At 58.4% G+C, this 16,141-nt stretch carries 16 protein-coding genes; 9 read left to right on the top strand and 7 right to left on the bottom strand.

Annotated elements, in window-relative coordinates:
- Window positions 1-75 precede the first annotated feature (75 nt).
- The 3 genes from glyA (at window position 76) to gcvT (ending at window position 4,007) form a co-directional block, all read left to right on the top strand.
- Window positions 76-1,329 (top strand): serine hydroxymethyltransferase, encoded by a 1,254-nt coding sequence (gene glyA / locus ALTER154_RS04165; RefSeq protein ID WP_160085376.1) that lies wholly within the window; start codon window positions 76-78, stop codon window positions 1,327-1,329.
- A gap of 98 nt (window positions 1,330-1,427) precedes the next feature.
- Window positions 1,428-2,804: an L-serine ammonia-lyase gene (locus ALTER154_RS04170; protein WP_160085377.1), complete on the top strand. Its 1,377-nt coding sequence runs from the start codon at window positions 1,428-1,430 to the stop codon at window positions 2,802-2,804.
- 81 nt (window positions 2,805-2,885) lie between these two features.
- The gene (gcvT, locus tag ALTER154_RS04175) at window positions 2,886-4,007 is read left to right on the top strand and encodes a glycine cleavage system aminomethyltransferase GcvT (RefSeq protein WP_160085378.1); all 1,122 of its coding nucleotides are present in this window, start codon (window positions 2,886-2,888) and stop codon (window positions 4,005-4,007) included.
- Between the two features lie 59 nt (window positions 4,008-4,066).
- Here the strand turns inward: gcvT and ALTER154_RS04180 are convergent, their stop codons facing one another.
- Window positions 4,067-5,200, bottom strand: a complete 1,134-nt coding sequence (locus ALTER154_RS04180; protein WP_160085379.1) for a M14-type cytosolic carboxypeptidase — start codon at window positions 5,198-5,200, stop codon at window positions 4,067-4,069.
- A 230-nt stretch (window positions 5,201-5,430) separates the two neighbouring features.
- Between ALTER154_RS04180 and ALTER154_RS04185 the strand changes: the two genes are divergently transcribed.
- A complete protein-coding gene (locus ALTER154_RS04185; RefSeq protein WP_160085380.1) occupies window positions 5,431-5,976 on the top strand; it encodes a tetratricopeptide repeat protein in 546 nt (181 codons plus the stop codon).
- A gap of 10 nt (window positions 5,977-5,986) precedes the next feature.
- Here ALTER154_RS04185 and ALTER154_RS04190 read toward each other — a convergent pair whose 3' ends face one another.
- Complete coding sequence (locus ALTER154_RS04190; protein WP_090248931.1) at window positions 5,987-6,271, bottom strand: hypothetical protein; 285 nt, start codon at window positions 6,269-6,271, stop codon at window positions 5,987-5,989.
- Between the two features lie 339 nt (window positions 6,272-6,610).
- Between ALTER154_RS04190 and ALTER154_RS04195 the strand changes: the two genes are divergently transcribed.
- Entirely contained in the window at window positions 6,611-7,366 is a 756-nt protein-coding gene (locus ALTER154_RS04195; protein ID WP_256665513.1) for an ABC transporter substrate-binding protein, read from the top strand.
- A gap of 243 nt (window positions 7,367-7,609) precedes the next feature.
- Window positions 7,610-7,822: a hypothetical protein gene (locus tag ALTER154_RS04200; RefSeq protein WP_090251216.1), complete on the top strand. Its 213-nt coding sequence runs from the start codon at window positions 7,610-7,612 to the stop codon at window positions 7,820-7,822.
- 55 nt (window positions 7,823-7,877) lie between these two features.
- Here the strand turns inward: ALTER154_RS04200 and ALTER154_RS04205 are convergent, their stop codons facing one another.
- Window positions 7,878-9,374 carry a helicase HerA-like domain-containing protein gene (locus ALTER154_RS04205; RefSeq protein ID WP_160085381.1) on the bottom strand — a complete coding sequence of 499 codons (1,497 nt, stop codon included), beginning with the start codon at window positions 9,372-9,374 and terminating at the stop codon, window positions 7,878-7,880.
- 122 nt (window positions 9,375-9,496) lie between these two features.
- Here ALTER154_RS04205 and ALTER154_RS04210 point away from each other — a divergent pair, with 122 nt between their 5' ends.
- The gene (locus ALTER154_RS04210) at window positions 9,497-11,374 is read left to right on the top strand and encodes a methyl-accepting chemotaxis protein (RefSeq protein ID WP_160085382.1); all 1,878 of its coding nucleotides are present in this window, start codon (window positions 9,497-9,499) and stop codon (window positions 11,372-11,374) included.
- A gap of 43 nt (window positions 11,375-11,417) precedes the next feature.
- On the opposite strand, the gene ALTER154_RS04215 is transcribed toward ALTER154_RS04210, so the two are convergent.
- From ALTER154_RS04215 to purU, 3 genes are read right to left on the bottom strand one after another with little or no spacing between them, the layout of a single operon-like run.
- Window positions 11,418-11,603 carry a hypothetical protein gene (locus tag ALTER154_RS04215; protein ID WP_160085383.1) on the bottom strand — a complete coding sequence of 62 codons (186 nt, stop codon included), beginning with the start codon at window positions 11,601-11,603 and terminating at the stop codon, window positions 11,418-11,420.
- 27 nt (window positions 11,604-11,630) lie between these two features.
- Complete coding sequence (locus ALTER154_RS04220) at window positions 11,631-12,056, bottom strand: CBS domain-containing protein (RefSeq protein WP_090248937.1); 426 nt, start codon at window positions 12,054-12,056, stop codon at window positions 11,631-11,633.
- 44 nt (window positions 12,057-12,100) lie between these two features.
- A complete protein-coding gene (gene purU, locus ALTER154_RS04225; RefSeq protein ID WP_090248938.1) occupies window positions 12,101-12,952 on the bottom strand; it encodes a formyltetrahydrofolate deformylase in 852 nt (283 codons plus the stop codon).
- Window positions 12,953-13,247: 295 nt separating this feature from the next.
- On the opposite strand from purU, the gene mvaT reads away from it, so the two are divergent.
- On the top strand, window positions 13,248-13,622 hold the full coding sequence (gene mvaT / locus ALTER154_RS04230; protein WP_090248939.1) for a histone-like nucleoid-structuring protein MvaT: 375 nt from the start codon (window positions 13,248-13,250) through the stop codon (window positions 13,620-13,622).
- Window positions 13,623-13,725: 103 nt separating this feature from the next.
- Here the strand turns inward: mvaT and sbcB are convergent, their stop codons facing one another.
- Window positions 13,726-15,156 (bottom strand): exodeoxyribonuclease I, encoded by a 1,431-nt coding sequence (gene sbcB / locus ALTER154_RS04235; protein WP_160085384.1) that lies wholly within the window; start codon window positions 15,154-15,156, stop codon window positions 13,726-13,728.
- Between the two features lie 171 nt (window positions 15,157-15,327).
- Between sbcB and ALTER154_RS04240 the strand changes: the two genes are divergently transcribed.
- Window positions 15,328-16,089: a hypothetical protein gene (locus ALTER154_RS04240; RefSeq protein WP_160085385.1), complete on the top strand. Its 762-nt coding sequence runs from the start codon at window positions 15,328-15,330 to the stop codon at window positions 16,087-16,089.
- Window positions 16,090-16,141 lie beyond the last annotated feature (52 nt).

The raw sequence follows: 16,141 nt of genomic DNA on the forward strand, positions 1-16,141 counted from the left end.
TTCTCCCCAATTTTCGACTCACCTCTACCCGAGGCGGGTTAGCTGCACCTCATATAAAAACCAGAGGGCCTCACCATGTTTAGCAAGCACGACCAACTGCAAGGCTACGATGACGCCCTGCTCGCTGCGATTAACGCCGAAGAGCAGCGCCAGGAAGACCATATCGAGCTGATCGCCTCGGAAAACTATTGCAGCCAGCGCGTGATGCAGGCCCAGGGCAGCGGCCTGACTAACAAGTACGCCGAAGGCTATCCAGGCAAGCGTTACTACGGCGGTTGTGAGCATGTCGACAAGGTCGAAGCCCTGGCCATCGAACGCGCCAAGCAGTTGTTCGGTGCTGACTATGCCAACGTGCAGCCGCACTCTGGCTCTTCCGCTAACAGCGCGGTGTACCTGGCGCTGCTGAATGCTGGTGACACCATCCTCGGCATGAGCCTGGCCCACGGCGGCCACCTGACCCACGGGGCCAAGGTGTCGTCCTCCGGCAAGCTGTACAACGCGGTGCAGTACGGCATCGACGAACAGGGCCTGATCGATTACGCCGAGGTCGAGCGCCTGGCTGTCGAGCACAAACCGAAGATGATCGTCGCCGGTTTCTCCGCCTATTCGCGCACCCTGGATTTCGCCCGTTTCCGCGCCATAGCGGACAAGGTTGGCGCACTGCTGTTTGTCGATATGGCCCACGTTGCTGGCCTGGTCGCAGCTGGTCTGTATCCCAACCCGATTCCGTTCGCCGACGTGGTCACAACCACCACCCATAAAACCCTGCGCGGCCCGCGCGGCGGCTTGATCCTGGCCAAGGCCAATGAAGAGATAGAGAAGAAGCTCAACTCCGCCGTGTTCCCCGGCAGCCAGGGCGGCCCGTTGATGCATGTGATCGCGGCCAAGGCCGTGTGTTTCAAGGAAGCGCTGGAGCCCGGCTTCAAGACCTACCAGCAGCAGGTGATCAACAACGCCCAGGCCATGGCCGAGGTGTTCGTTGCACGCGGCTATGACGTGGTCTCCGGCGGCACCGACAACCACCTGATGCTGGTCAGCCTGATCAAGCAGGGCCTCACCGGCAAGGCAGCCGACGCAGCCCTAGGCGCGGCGCATATCACAGTGAACAAGAACGCCGTGCCGAATGACCCGCAGTCGCCGTTTGTCACCTCTGGCATCCGCATCGGCACCCCGGCAGTCACCACCCGCGGTTTCAAGCAGGGCGAGTGCCGCACCCTGGCCGGCTGGATCTGCGACATCCTTGATGAGTTGGACAACCCAGCCGTGATCGAGCGCGTTCGCGGTCAGGTTGCGGACCTATGCGCCAGCTTCCCGGTCTACGCTAACTAAGACAGCACGCAATTTTGCCACTCGCGGCGCGGTTACCCAGCGCGCCGCATAATCGCCGCCCCACAAGGGCGGCAGCAAAACACGCAGTCGGAGCAAGCATGTCACTTAGCGTTTTTGACCTCTTCAAGATCGGCATCGGCCCGTCCAGCTCGCACACTGTCGGCCCCATGCTGGCCGCCCTGCGCTTTGCCGAAGGCCTGCGCCGCGATGAGCTACTGGCCGCCACCGATACCGTGAAAGTGGAGCTATACGGCTCCCTCGGCGCCACCGGCAAGGGCCATGGCAGCGACAAAGCCGTGCTACTCGGCCTGGAAGGCGAACAGCCGGACAGCGTCGACACCAATACCATCGACGCCCGCCTGGCAGCGATTCGCAGCAGCGGCGAGCTCAAACTGCTCGGCGAAAAGTCCATCCGTTTTGTCGAAAAACAGCACCTGGCGATGATCCGCAAGCCGCTGCCTTTTCACCCCAACGGCATGATTTTTCGCGCCTTCGACGCCGCTGGCTTGCAGATCCGCTCGCGCGAGTACTACTCGGTGGGCGGCGGTTTTGTCGTCGATGAACAAGCCGCCGGCGCCGACCGCATCGTCGAAGACAGCACCGTACTGCAGTACCCCTTTACCACCGGCAAACAGCTGCTGGCGCATTGCGCCGAACACAACCTGTCGATCAGCCAGGTGATGCTGGCCAACGAAGCCGCCTGGCGCCCGGAAGCCGAGACCCGCGCGCGCCTGCTGCATATCTGGCAGGTGATGCAGGATTGCGTCGAGGCCGGCTGCCGCAACGAGGGCATCATGCCCGGCGGGCTCAAGGTCAAACGCCGCGCTGCCGCCCTGCACCGCCAGCTGTGCAAGCACCCGGAAGCCAGCCTGCGCGATGCGTTGAGCGTGCTTGACTGGGTCAACCTCTACGCCCTGGCGGTGAACGAGGAAAACGCCAGCGGCGGCCGCGTGGTCACTGCGCCCACCAATGGCGCGGCCGGTATCGTGCCGGCGGTGCTGCATTACTACAGCCGCTTTATCCCCAGTTCTAACGACGACGGCGTGGTGCGTTTTCTGCTCACCGCTGCCGCCATCGGCATCCTCTACAAAGAAAACGCCTCGATCTCCGGCGCCGAAGTCGGCTGCCAGGGTGAGGTCGGCGTGGCCTGCTCGATGGCCGCTGGCGCCTTGTGCGAAGTGCTTGGGGGCAGCGTCAATCAGGTGGAGAACGCCGCCGAGATCGGCATGGAACACAACCTTGGCCTGACCTGCGACCCCATCGGCGGCCTGGTGCAGGTGCCGTGTATCGAACGCAACGCCATGGGCTCAGTGAAGGCGATCAACGCCGCACGCATGGCCCTGCGCGGCGACGGTCAGCATTTCGTCTCGCTGGATAAAGTGATCCGTACCATGCGCCAGACCGGTGCCGATATGAACAACAAGTACAAGGAAACCGCCCGCGGCGGCCTGGCCGTGAATATTGTCGAGTGCTGACACGGCATCCCATAAAGCCTGTAGACGTGACGCTTTTAGCTCGCGCCTCCACAAACAACCTTTACCGACATGGAGAACCGCATGACCACTGAAACCCTGGCGAAAACCCCGCTACATGCCCTGCATCTCGAACTGGGCGCGCGCATGGTGCCGTTCGCCGGCTACGACATGCCCGTGCAATACCCGCTCGGGGTGATGAAGGAACACCTGCACACCCGCGAAGCCGCCGGCCTGTTCGACGTGTCGCATATGGGTCAGATCATTCTGCGCGGCCCCCAGGCGGCACAGGCCCTGGAGCGCCTGGTGCCAGTGGATATCATCGACCTGCCCGTGGGCATGCAGCGCTACGCCATGTTCACCGATGACCAGGGCGGCATCCTTGACGACCTGATGGTCGCCAACCTGGGCAACGACACCCTGTTTCTGGTGGTCAACGCAGCCTGCAAGCACAAGGACCTCATGCACCTACAACTGCAGATCTCCAGCCAGTGCCAGATCGAAGCTTGCTTCGACCGCGCCCTGCTCGCCCTGCAAGGCCCGAAAGCCGTCGATGTGCTGGCGCGCCTGGCCCCTGAAGTCGCCAAGATGACCTTTATGCAATTCGCCCCGGTGCGTCTGCTGGGTGTCGACTGCTACGTCAGCCGCTCTGGCTACACCGGCGAAGACGGCTTTGAAATCTCGGTGCCGGCTGCCCACGCCGAAACCCTGGCGCGCAGCCTGCTGGCCGAACCGGAAGTGGCCGCCATCGGCCTTGGCGCGCGCGACTCACTGCGCCTGGAAGCCGGCCTATGCCTGTATGGCCACGACATGAGCACCAGCACCACGCCGATCGAGGCCAGCCTGCTGTGGGCCATGTCCAAGCCACGTCGCGCCGATGGCGCACGTGCTGGCGGCTTCCCAGGTGCCGAGCGAATCTTCGCCCAGCAACAAGAAGGCGTTGCCAGCAAGCGCGTCGGCCTGCTGCCGCAGGAGCGTGTACCGGTACGTGAAGGCGCAGAAATTGTCGATGCCGATGGCACGGTGATCGGCACCGTATGCAGCGGCGGCTTCGGCCCTACCCTGGCTGCGCCGGTAGCCATGGGCTATGTGCAGAACAGCCATATCGCTCTGGATACCGAGGTATGGGCCATGGTGCGCGGCAAGCGCGTGGCGATGAAAGTGGCCAAAACCCCGTTTGTGCCGCAGCGCTACTACCGCGGCTAAAGCGACCTTAGCGACAACCTTGGCGGGCAGGACAAACAACCCTGCCCGCCAGCGTCCTGTTAATCGCGCAGCTGCCCGACCATGGCGGCTGCAACGCTGAGCACATCCTTGCCCAGCTGCATCGACCGCTCGCCATTCCAACCCGTCAGCGGATTGGGCCGATCATCGTGGTCTTTGAATGGCATCTCGATGGTGAAGGCCAAACAATCAAACTCCATACCCACCGCATTGCAGGCCAGGGTGGTATTGGCCTGACCCGGTTCGTCGCGCGGGTAGCCGAAGGTGGTCTGGAACTCGGCGCCGTTTTCGATCAACAACTGGCGGAACTGGTTTTCCAATCGCTCAAGGCGCGGGCTGTAGCCAGGATTACCTTCGCAACCAGCGGTAAACACGTGAGGAATTTCCTCATCGCCATGGATATCCAGAAACAGATCGACGCCCACCGCGCGCATCTGCTGCTGGACGAAATACACCTCCGGGCTGTCCGCCTCGCTGGCCGACTGCCAGGCGCGGTTAAGGTCGCGACCGGCGACGTTGGTACGTAAATGGCCACGGAAGGCGCCGTCCGGGTTCATGTTCGGCACCAGGTACAGATCGGCCTTCTCCAGCAGGGCATTCAGCTCGGAATCATCGCGCCGCTGCAGACGCTCAAGCAGCCCCTGCATAAACCACTCGGCCATATGCTCGCCGGGGTGCTGTTGGGCGATTAGCCAGATCTTGCGCTGCGCTTGCGGATTACGGCTGATGCGCAACAACTCGATTGGCCGCCCCTCGATGCTCTTACCCGTGGCAAACAGCTCGGCGCCCGCCAAACGCTGCGCATCCTCGATCAACTGGCTATGGCGCTCGCGGCTGTAGGGCTCGAAATAGGCGAACCAGATCTGCCCATGCTGCGGCTCAATGTCGAAGTTCAGCGCGCCCTCTTCAAAGCGGCTGGGCACCCGAAACCAGTCGCGCTGATCGTAAGAGGCTACGGCGTGGTAACCGCTCCAGGCATTCTTGTAAGACGACTGCCCGGCGTTGCCCAGGCTAAAGCCGTAAGGCTGACCAGGCTGCAAGCCCTCGACCTTAAAGTGGAACCATTGGAAATGTTCACTGTTGAGATCCGGACGAATCGCCAGCTGCACCTGCAGTGGGTTGCTGGCGTCGATGACCTCGATATTGCCGCTGTCGAAGTTGGAGCTGATCTGCATGGGGACCTCGATGGCTTGGGGCGCAAGAATGAACAAGAATCGCAGCTCTGGCGCAGCAGCGAAACGCTGCAGGCGACAAACTGATATGGATTCTGCAACTGCGCCCGACACTCGCGCCTGCGACAGCCCTCGGACAACGCGCAACTTACCGGTAAGCCTGCAGTCTGGTGTTTAACCGCCTCAGGTTCGACTTAACCCCCAACGCCACCTTTAAGGGAGCAGCCATCCGCATGATCAAACCGCTGCCAAGCCATCGTTCACTCGTAATACTGCTCTGCGCAGGAATGCTGCTGGTCGGCTGCGCCAACCAGTCAGAGCAAAACCGTAACGCCCCGCCGACCCAGACAACCGCTGCGACCAGCGAAAATAGCGTCGACGAGGCCAACCTGCGCAGCCAGGCCAACCGGGGTGACCTCAACAGTCAGTTCCAGCTCGGCAGCCTGTACTTCGTCGGCAAACCGCACAAGGACCTCAAACAGGCTGAGTACTGGTGGAAACTCGCCGCCGACAAAGGCCATGCCATGGCTGCCGTGAGCCTGGCCTACCTGTACACCGGCCGCGACAATCCAGACTTCAACAACCCCCAACTGATGCTCAAGTACCTCAACCAATCAGCCGCTGGTGGCAACCCGATGGCTCAACACATCCTTGGCAACCTTTACCTCAAGGGCGCACAAGGCGTGCCGCGCGACCCGATCCAGGCCAAAGCGTTGTTCCAGAGCGCCTGCCAGCAACGCTATGCCGCCAGCTGTGAAGCACTCAACAAGGCCCCTTAACAACCTCGCATCAAGCCTCGGTAGCGGGCTCCGCCAGCTCGCTTGCCGGCTGCTCAGGCTGTTGCGGCTCAGCCTCATCAACCGGCTCGCCCAACCACTCATTGGTTGACTGCTGCACCTCGTCCACCTGCTTATTGAGCTCTTTCACCGTCTCATCAACCGCTTCGCGGGCGACATCCACCACGGCTTGTTCGGCCTTTTCAGCCAGCTTTTGCGCAGACTGCTCAGCCGCCTCACAACCGACCAGGCCGATCAGTACCAACCCCAGCACACCCATTTGCATCGACTTACGCATAACGTTCTCCATAAGCAGCCGTGAGCGGTCTGATTGACGACCGCGATCCAGTGACCATGACCCGGATTGATCCAGCACTAACAGGGACTCACTGGTGCGGGCGCAAATGTAGGGAGGCACACGGATTTACTCAATTGCATAGAGTTTGCAAGGTGTTACCAGTCAGCTAGGCGCGCACTGGCAATGCAGGGTGCTATGCGTAATACATCGTTCATTTCGCTGGCACAAAAGGACACTAGGCAATTACGCGCAGACGCGGTTAATAATGTTCCCTGTACACACCAGAAACACTAGGTCATGCAGACCCGCGAGCGTTCATCGCAACTAAAGGATTAAGTCGTGCTGTTACGCCATGCATTGTTTTTCGTCACGGCCTTGATAACTGCCGTCCCGGCTGCAGCCGAAACGGTTCACTTTGTAACCGAGGAATTCCCACCGTTCAGTTTTTCGCGCGGCGGTATTGCCAGCGGCGCGCTGCCCGAGATAGTTAATGCAACCTGTAGCCTCTTGCAGTGGCATTGCGAAATTGAAGTATTGCCTTGGCGGCGCGCCTTGCAACAAGCCGAAGACGGTGAGGTTGATGGTATTTTCACTGTGATTCAGTCGCCTGCACGGCGTAAGGCATTTCTAATCACCCCCATGATGGTGACCTCCGGCTACGACTTTTACACCCTGCGTTCAAATCACTTTCAATTCACTCAACCCGATGATTTGCGTGGTCGCCAGATCGGCGTATACGGACCGTCCGGAACTTCATTCGTCCTGCAGGAAAGCCTGAAAAACACCCCGGATGTCGACATTAAATTGGTGACCAACAACCATCGTCTGCTCCTGATGCTTAATGCCGGGCGCTTTGGTGAAAAGGGTGTGGTATTACTTAATCGCGATGTTGCTCGTCACTTGATCGAGCATGAATATCTCTACGCGCTGCGTAACGCCGGACATTTGACGTCAATTTCATACGGCATTGGTTTTTCCCGCAAGCGAGTCAGCCCAGTAAAGTTCCAGGCATTTAATCGCGGGCTGAATTCACTGCGCAATAACGGCCAGCTTGCAACCATCGTGCAGCGTTACGGTCTACAACCTGCCAATTAAGCACGCTGGACATTTAACTTGGCTTCGCCATAATTGCCGGGCGCAGCCTAATTAGCCCTTTAACAAACCTGACAACTCGCTCAGGTAATCCACAATAAAAGGGCAAACAGGCGCGGCAATAGTCATCAACACTATTGGCCACGCTTATTAAATGCGCGAACTAAACCTGTTTGGCGGCCTCATGTGCCCAGGCCCTATGCCTGGCATCCAGCCACTATTCTGTTCAAGACCATGGGTAACTACGTGACGAAAGACGAACTGCGCGCCGAACTCGAGCGCCAGGCGCAGCGTTACAAGGATGTATACGGCGGAGAAGTGATTACCTACGCCGCTCAACCGGACCCCGAGCGCAAGCCGTGGCGCAAGAAGGCTAACCTTCTCGACCAAGCGTTTGAAAAAGAACTGGTAAAAATCGAAAAAGAGCTCCAATCCAAGGCCGACGAAGCAGCTGGCTGACGCCCCGCCGCATCAGTCAGATAGCGTGGCCATCCCTAACTGGATGGCCACGCCTTCAGCGCCGTTTACCACCCATCAGCGACCCCAACAAACCACGTACCAACTGCCGACCAATCTGATTGGCCGCCTGGCGCATGGCGGTTTTCATCACTTGGCTGGCCAAACCGCCAAGCAGCTCGCCCGCAGCACCGGCCATACCGCCTCCGACCTCGCCTTTGCTCGCTGAACTCGGTTTATTGGACTCTGCCTGCTGCGCAGCTTGCTCTGCACGCGCTGTCAGCAACTCATAGGCGGACTCACGATCAATTGGCTTGTCATAACGTCCCCGCAACGCGGACTGCTGGATCAACGCTGCTCGCTCGCTTTCACTCAACGGACCGATACGCGACTGCGGCGGCGCAACAGCAACACGCTGAACCATGGCCGGCGTGCCTTTAGCTTCCAGCGTACCAACCAGGGCCTCACCGATACCCAGTTCAGTAAGCACCTTCAGCGTGTCGATGGTCGGATTCGGACGGAAGCCATCGGCCACCGCGCGCAGCGATTTCTGTTCTTTCGCGGTAAACGCACGCAAGCCATGTTGAATACGCAGGCCAAGTTGCGCCAGCACATCATCTGGCAAATCGCCTGGCGATTGGGTGACGAAATACACCCCGACGCCTTTTGAACGGATCAGTCGCACCACCTGTTCCAAGCGCTCCTGCAAGGCTTTTGGGGTATCGGCAAACAATAGGTGCGCTTCATCGAAAAACAGTGCCAAAAGCGGTTTATCGGCATCCCCGCGCTCAGGCAGCTGTTCAAATAACTCAGCCAACAGCCAGAGCAGGAAGGTCGCGTAGACCTTCGGCGCCTCATGCACCAGGCGGCTAGCGTCGAGCAGGTGAATACGCCCGCGACCATCGCGGTCTGGATGCAGAATGTCTTCCAGCTGCAGTGCCGGCTCACCAAAGAGTGCCTCGGCGCCCTGCTGTTCCAAACCGGCTAACTTGCGCAATAAGGCTTGCGATGAGGTGGCCGTGAACAAGGCGCTGTCTTCCCCCAACACCTCGGGGTGATTTTTCAAGTGTGCCAGCAGCGCTTTGAGGTCTTTAAGATCAAGCAGCAACAACCCTTCACGGTCTGCCACCTTGAACGCGGAATAGAGTGCAGCCTGCTGGCTGTCGGTCAACTCCAGCAGCGCGCCGAGCAATAAAGGCCCCATCTCACTCAGCGTGGTGCGCAGTGGATGGCCGCTCTTGCCGTGCACATCCCACAGGGTTACCGGGTAGGCCACCGGCTGATGGTTGAGCCAGGGCATACTGGCAATGCGCTCAGCCACTTTGCCTTGCGGTGCGCCAGCCGCCCCCAGACCGCAGAGATCCCCCTTCACATCGGCGGCAAACACCGCAACGCCAGCATCGCTGAAGGTTTCGATCAAGCGTTGCAATGTCACGGTTTTACCGGTGCCCGTCGCGCCAGCAATCAGTCCGTGACGGTTCGCCAGACGCAACGCCTGCCCCACCGGCAGCCCCTCAAGATCGGCCCCCACAACAAACTGATCGGTTTGCACCATCTTGTTATCTCCATGGTTAAAGCTTTACTGCAATTAGGCCGACATAGTTAGCGTGCCCTGCAATAGCCACTGCCTAACATCAGCCCAAGACTGATGCCAGAACTCACCGGACGCAAGACGCCATGACCAACAACCTGAAGTTCAGCCACAAGATTCTGCTCGCCGCCTCGCTGGTGGTGATCGCCGCATTCTCGCTGTTCACGCTTTACAACGATTACCTGCAACGCAACGCGATCCGAGATGATTTGGAAAGCTACCTAAAGGAGATGGGGAATGTCACCGCCAGTAATATTTCCAACTGGCTGTCAGGGCGCATTCTGCTGGTAGAAAACGTTGCTCAATCCGTCGCCCGCGACTCTTCCGGCGACGTTCTGACCGGACTGCTGGAGCAGAAGGTACTGGCCTCCACTTTCGCCTTCACCTACCTGGGCAGCGCTGATGGCAGCTTCACCATGCGCCCGGACGAGGACATGCCGGATGGCTACGATCCGCGTCAACGCCCTTGGTACAAGGATGCGATGGCAGCAGGCGGCACTACCCTCACCGAACCTTACGTCGACGCCGCCACCAGCGAACTGATCATCACCATCGCCACGCCCGCCAAAGCGGCAGGAGTGGTTGGCGGCGACCTGAGCCTAAACACCCTGGTCGACATCATCAACTCGCTGGACTTTGCCGGCATGGGTTATGCCTTTCTGATCAGCGCGGATGGCAAGATTCTCGTGCACCCGGACAAGTCCTTGGTGATGAAGAACATCAGTGAGGTCTACCCGCAAGATACCCCGCGCATCAGCGGCGAGTTCAGCGAAGCGGAACTCAATGGCGAGACGCGCATTCTCACCTTCGCTCCGGTCAAGGGCCTGCCCTCAGTTAACTGGCATGTCGGCCTGTCCATTGACAAGGCCAAGGCCTACTCAATGCTCAGCGAGTTCCGCGCCTCGGCGATCGTTGCCACCATCATCGCGGTGGTGCTGATCATGTTGCTGCTGAGCATGTTGATCAGCGTGCTGATGCAACCGTTGAATGTCATGGGTAAAGCCATGGAAGACATCGCCCAAGGCGAGGGTGACCTGACCAGGCGTCTGAGCATTCAATCCAACGACGAATTTGGCCGCCTGGCCAGTGCCTTCAACCAGTTTGTTGAGCGTATCCACAGTTCAATCCGCGAGGTGTCATCCGCCACCAGCCAGGTCAATGAAGTGGCGAAACTGGTGGTCGGTGCCTCTAACTCGTCGATGATCAACTCCGACGAGCAGGCCAGCCGAACCAACAGTGTGGCCGCTGCGATTAATGAGCTGGGCGCCGCCGCGCAGGAAATTGCGCGTAACGCTGCCGATGCATCGAACCAAGCCTCCGATGCACGCCACCTGGCTGAGGACGGCCGCCAAGTGGTGGAACAAACCATCAAAGCGATGAACGAACTGTCCGGAAAAATCAGCGCATCCTGCGGCAATATCGAAACCCTCAACAGCAAGACGGTGAATATCGGGCAGATACTTGAGGTGATCAAAAGCATCTCCCAGCAAACCAACCTGCTAGCGCTCAACGCTGCTATCGAGGCAGCGCGCGCTGGTGAAGCCGGGCGTGGCTTCGCAGTAGTGGCCGATGAAGTACGCAACCTGGCCCACCGCACCCAGGAATCGGCGCAGGAAATCGAGAAGATGATCGAAGAGCTGCAAGTCGGCTCCCGCGAGTCGGTCACCACCATGACTGAAAGCCAACGCTACAGCGAAGAAAGCGTGGAGATCGCTAACCAAGCCGGCGCCCGCCTAAGCAGCGTCACCGAACGCATCGGTGAAATTGATGGCATGAACCAGTCGGTGGCCACCGCAACCGAGGAGCAGACCTCGGTGATCGAATCGCTTAACGTCGACATCACCGAAATCAACACCCTCAACCAGGAAGGCGTGGAAAACCTCAACGCCACCTTGCGTGCCTGCGGCGATCTGGAGCAACAGGCCAGCCGCCTGAAGCAACTGGTCGACAGCTTCCGCATTTAACCCATGCGGAAAACAAACGGGGCGCTCAGTGAGCGCCCCGTTTTTATTTCTGCTTTTCGTGGTTCGTTGGCGACTGTTCGTCTTGCTGCAACTGCCGCCATAACTCGGCGGCATCGGTAAATTCGCTACCGTCCTCAGGACTTAAAGCCTCAGGGTCATAGCGCTGCGTACAACCCTCACCAAGCACTGGTGGCGCGCTGGATGTGCCACGCGCGAGTGGATCAGTCATAACACCTCCAATGAACGCTACCAGCCTTCAACTCAGCACCACACGGCCTTCGTCATGCTGGGCAAACTCTTTGACCGCACGCAGCACATCGCTGCGGCTGACCTGGCCAATCAAACGGCCGTCTTCGACCACTGGCAGGCGTCGGCGCCGGCCGCGCAGAAAGCGCTCGGAGATTTCGATGATATCCGCCTCCGGCGAAATCACTTCCACCTCGGTGGTCATGTAAGCGCTGACATCACCGCCCGCTGACTCGTAGTAGGCGCCAGAAAGGATGCCGCGCAAGCAATCGCCCTCCGACAACAAACCCACCAGATGCCCTTGTCCGTCAACCACCGGCGCGCCAGAGATTCGGTGCTCAAGCAAGCGGTTAATCGCGGTGAACAGGTTCATTTCAGGCCGGAAAGTCACCAGATTGCGGGTCATGTAATCTCGCACTTTGATTGACTTGAGCATCAGTAATACCCTCTATCTGCGCTGAACCGAACCCTAATGACGCCTCAGTCGAACACCACTGTTTTATTGTCGTGCACCAGCACTCGGTCTTCTAAGTGATAGCGTAGACCACGTGACAGCACCATCTTCTCGACATCTTTACCCAGACGCACCATCTCTTCGATGCTATCGCGGTGGCTGACGCGCACCACGTCCTGCTCAATGATCGGCCCGGCGTCCAGCTCCTCGGTTACATAGTGAGAGGTCGCACCAATCAGTTTGACCCCTCGCAACGATGCCTGGTGATATGGCTTGGCACCGACAAACGACGGCAGAAAGCTGTGATGGATATTGATGACGCGCTGGGAGAACTCGGCGCAAAGTGGCGCAGGCAAAATTTGCATATAGCGCGCCAACACAATTACGTCGGCGGCATGGGCTTTTACCAGCCGCGCCACCTCATCAAATGCCGGTTGTTTATCCTGCGAATTAACTGGCACATGGAAATACGGAATGTCATGCCACTCCACCATGCTGCGCAGGTCATCGTGGTTAGAAATGACGCATGGAATATCGCAATCTAATTCGTCGCTGTGCCAGCGGTGCAGCAAATCGGCCAGGCAGTGCGATTCGCGACTGGCCATCAGCACCACACGTTTCTTAACCGCCGAATCGGTAACCCGCCACTCCATGGAAAACTCACGGGCAATCGGCGCAAAAGCCTGGCGAAAACCATCCAAATCAAATGGCAGCGAGTCCGCGCGAATCTCGTGGCGCATAAAAAACCAGCCACTCTGATTATCCGAATGATGACTGGCTTCGGTAATCCAGCCGTTATAGGTGGCCAGAAAGTTACTCACCTTAGCCACAATTCCAACCCGATCAGGACAGGCAATGACCAATCGAAAAGTACGCATCAACGGCTCCGGGGCTCAAATAAAGTCGGCCATTCTAGTCTCAACATGGAAAAACTGCAGTACTCAGACAGCACATGCCAGGGCAGGCAACAGAACAGGACAGTTACCGCTGGCGAAATAGTGCAGTACTACCGCCCAAACAGTTAATAACTCGCTATATACAACAGGCCAAGCGGCCACCCAGTTACTTAACAATACAATTCATAAAAAATACCTATAAAGCGGTTTACTTGTTAAAAGTGCCTGACTACTATTGCTATCACTTAATCGCCAATCCCGAATACAGGTACCCATCATGTCGTTGATCAACGAATACCGCGCCACCGAAGAAGCAATCAAAGAACTGCAAGATCGCCTGAAAAATCTGTCGCAAGACGACAAACTGAAGAAAGAGCTGGAATTCGAAGGCAAACTGCGCGCACTGATGGGTGAATACCAGAAATCGCTGCGCGACATCATTGCCATGCTCGACCCAGAAGCCAAAGGCAGCAAAATCACCCGCGCCGCCAAAACAACTGGCACCAAACGTGCCCGTAAAGTTAAGCAGTACAAAAACCCGAATACCGGCGAAGTGATCGAAACCAAAGGCGGCAACCACAAGACGCTGAAAGAGTGGAAAGCCAAGTGGGGCGGTGACGTCGTTGAAGGCTGGGCAACCCTGCTGGGCTAAGCCTGCTGCTTAAGCGCCACAAGCTTCACGCAAAAACGCCAGCGATGCTGGCGTTTTTTATGGGCATTGTTTCAGTCACGCCTACAGCATTTAGACCTATCAACTACAGGGCATAACGCTGGCGTAACTGTTCTGCATGATCGCGCCACTCCAACAAAATAGCTTGTTGCACCGAATCACTCTCTGAAAGAACGCCCGCAAGTGCTTGGTTGAACTGTTCAAGCGTATTCGGGGCACCGTATTCGGGCTGCGTCAGACGCTGCTGACAGAATGTTCGCCAGCGTTGTTGCTCCTCAACACTCAACGTCGCGTTAAAGTTTCGCGCGCGGTATCGAAATAACAGCTCCGGCAAACGCCCATCATCAAATGGCCAAACTGCCTCGGCCAAACGCTGCGGTTCGGCACGCCTTACCTGCTCACACAGTCGGCGATCGCGATCGCCAATAAAGCCCTCATATAACTGCTGCTCAGGGTCTTGATTGGCGGCGAACTGCTCTTCGGCATACACCTGCACCAGTTTTTCCTGCCACTGCCCAGGACTACTGCGTAATTGTTCGGTTTGTGCCTGATAGGCCGAGACATCGAGCTGCAGACGCTGAATATCCTCGGCGCGCAATACATTCATCGGAGCAACAACGGGACAACGATTGATATGCAGCAACTTCAGCGGCACCGGCAACTCGCCGTCGGCCAATTGATCGCGACGGGTGTACAAGCGCGTGCGTAATGTTTCAGCTGACTCATTGAGCAGCGGCGAGATATCGGCCTGCAGATCACAAACAATCAACGCATTGCGATTACGCGGATGCCAAGCCAACGGTAAGACCACCGCCAGGTAATGCCGCGCACCGGCATAGCGCCCGGAGATATGCACCAACGGCTGCAACAGGCGTATTTGATCCTGCACCCGCTGTTTACTGCGCAGTTGATACAGGTAGTCATAGAGCTTGCGCTGCTTGTTGCGCAGCAAACGCGCCAGGGCGATGGTTGCTCGCACATCGGACAGCGCGTCGTGGGCCTGGCCATGCTCGATGCCGTTGGCAGCAGTCAGACGCTCCAGTTTGAGCGTCACCCGCCCCTCTTCTTCCGGCCAGACGATGCCTTCCGGGCGCAATGCATAAGCCGTACGCACTAGGTCGATCAGATCCCAGCGGCTATTGCCGCCCTGCCATTCACGAGCGTAGGGATCGAAGAAGTTGCGATATAGGCTGTAACGCGTCACCTCATCATCGAAACGCAGGCTGTTGTAGCCCACCCCGCAGGTGCCCGGCTGCGACAACTCGGCATGCACACGGCTCATAAATTCGGCTTCATCCAGGCCATGCTGCGCCAGCTTGCTCGGGGTAATTCCGGTCACCAGGCAAGCTGCCGGATGCGGCAGGATGTCGTCGCTGGGCTGGCAGTAGATGTTCAGCGGCTCAGCAATTTCATTGAGGTCTTCATCGGTGCGAATCCCCGCGACCTGCAGCGGCCGGTCGCGCCGCGGGTCAATACCGGTGGTTTCGTAGTCGTACCAAAAGAGGCTGGAAGTCACAGTTATGTCCTGATGCTGAGGCGCAGGCAGTCTACCACCCCGTCAGCATCACGCAGACAAGCGCAGAACCTTGCGCCAGCGCACGCCGCACGTGGGGTCTGTGCCTTGTAGGGCACCCTGGCGGAGACTAAAGTGGGAAGCCCGATTAACCACTCTGAACAAGGACGCCCCATGAGTGAGATCAACCCCAGCAATCCCTACGCCGCTCCAGCCAGTGCACTGCAAGAAGCGCCGCGCGACAGCCAGGTGCCCAGCATCGAAGAAGCCCTGAGCCGTGGCTACGACTTCACCATCAGTGACCTGCTCAGCGAAGCCTGGCAACGGGTAAAAGGCACCAAGGGCATCATCATCGGTGGTTTTCTGGTGTTCTACGTCGTCCTGCTGACTGCATCCTTTCTGATTGGCGGATTCTTCGGCCTGCTGGGCGTGGTAAGCGACAGCCCAATGCTCGCGGTCGTGGCCGAACTGGTCATCGGCATTCTGGCTTCGGCCCTGGCTTATCCCTTTATGGCTGGGATCAATATGATCGGTATCCGTCGCGCCGCCGACCAACCGATCAGCTTCAATGACATTTTCAGTCACTTCGGCCGCACCGTGCCGCTAGTGATCACCGCGATTATCAGCATGCTGCTGATCTACCTCGGCATGTTCCTGTTGATCATTCCCGGCCTGTACCTGGCCATCGCTTATATGCTGGCCATTCCGCTGGTGGTGGAGCGCGGCCTGACGCCGTGGCAAGCCCTGGAAGCCTCGCGCAAGGCGATTACCCAGCACTGGTTCAAGGTGTTCGGCTTGTTCCTGCTGCTGGGCCTGATCACGCTTATAAGCGCTATTCCGCTCGGTATTGGTCTGGTGTGGAGCATTCCGCTGTTTGTCATCGCCATGGGCGTGCTCTATCGCACCATCTTCGGTGTACTGCCCGCGCCGCAATAATCCTGACTAAATAACCCCGCTGCGCCGGTTCAGATCACTGAGCCGGTTGCTT

Source organism: Pseudomonas sp. 9AZ (assembly GCF_902506525.1).
GTDB classification, from domain to species: domain Bacteria; phylum Pseudomonadota; class Gammaproteobacteria; order Pseudomonadales; family Pseudomonadaceae; genus Aquipseudomonas; species Aquipseudomonas peli.

What these genes read in the sequence shown, in the direction of transcription:
- ALTER154_RS04215 (WP_160085383.1), bottom strand. Translation starts at nt 11,603, where the DNA reads ATGACTGATCCACTCGCGCGTGGCACATCCAGCGCGCCACCAGTGCTT.
- ALTER154_RS04240 (WP_160085385.1), top strand. Translation starts at nt 15,328, where the DNA reads ATGAGTGAGATCAACCCCAGCAATCCCTACGCCGCTCCAGCCAGTGCA.
- ALTER154_RS04185 (WP_160085380.1), top strand. Translation starts at nt 5,431, where the DNA reads ATGATCAAACCGCTGCCAAGCCATCGTTCACTCGTAATACTGCTCTGC.
- ALTER154_RS04220 (WP_090248937.1), bottom strand. Translation starts at nt 12,056, where the DNA reads ATGCTCAAGTCAATCAAAGTGCGAGATTACATGACCCGCAATCTGGTG.
- ALTER154_RS04170 (WP_160085377.1), top strand. Translation starts at nt 1,428, where the DNA reads ATGTCACTTAGCGTTTTTGACCTCTTCAAGATCGGCATCGGCCCGTCC.
- ALTER154_RS04210 (WP_160085382.1), top strand. Translation starts at nt 9,497, where the DNA reads ATGACCAACAACCTGAAGTTCAGCCACAAGATTCTGCTCGCCGCCTCG.
- mvaT (WP_090248939.1), top strand. Translation starts at nt 13,248, where the DNA reads ATGTCGTTGATCAACGAATACCGCGCCACCGAAGAAGCAATCAAAGAA.
- gcvT (WP_160085378.1), top strand. Translation starts at nt 2,886, where the DNA reads ATGACCACTGAAACCCTGGCGAAAACCCCGCTACATGCCCTGCATCTC.
- purU (WP_090248938.1), bottom strand. Translation starts at nt 12,952, where the DNA reads ATGCGTACTTTTCGATTGGTCATTGCCTGTCCTGATCGGGTTGGAATT.
- ALTER154_RS04180 (WP_160085379.1), bottom strand. Translation starts at nt 5,200, where the DNA reads ATGCAGATCAGCTCCAACTTCGACAGCGGCAATATCGAGGTCATCGAC.
- glyA (WP_160085376.1), top strand. Translation starts at nt 76, where the DNA reads ATGTTTAGCAAGCACGACCAACTGCAAGGCTACGATGACGCCCTGCTC.
- ALTER154_RS04190 (WP_090248931.1), bottom strand. Translation starts at nt 6,271, where the DNA reads ATGCGTAAGTCGATGCAAATGGGTGTGCTGGGGTTGGTACTGATCGGC.
- ALTER154_RS04205 (WP_160085381.1), bottom strand. Translation starts at nt 9,374, where the DNA reads ATGGTGCAAACCGATCAGTTTGTTGTGGGGGCCGATCTTGAGGGGCTG.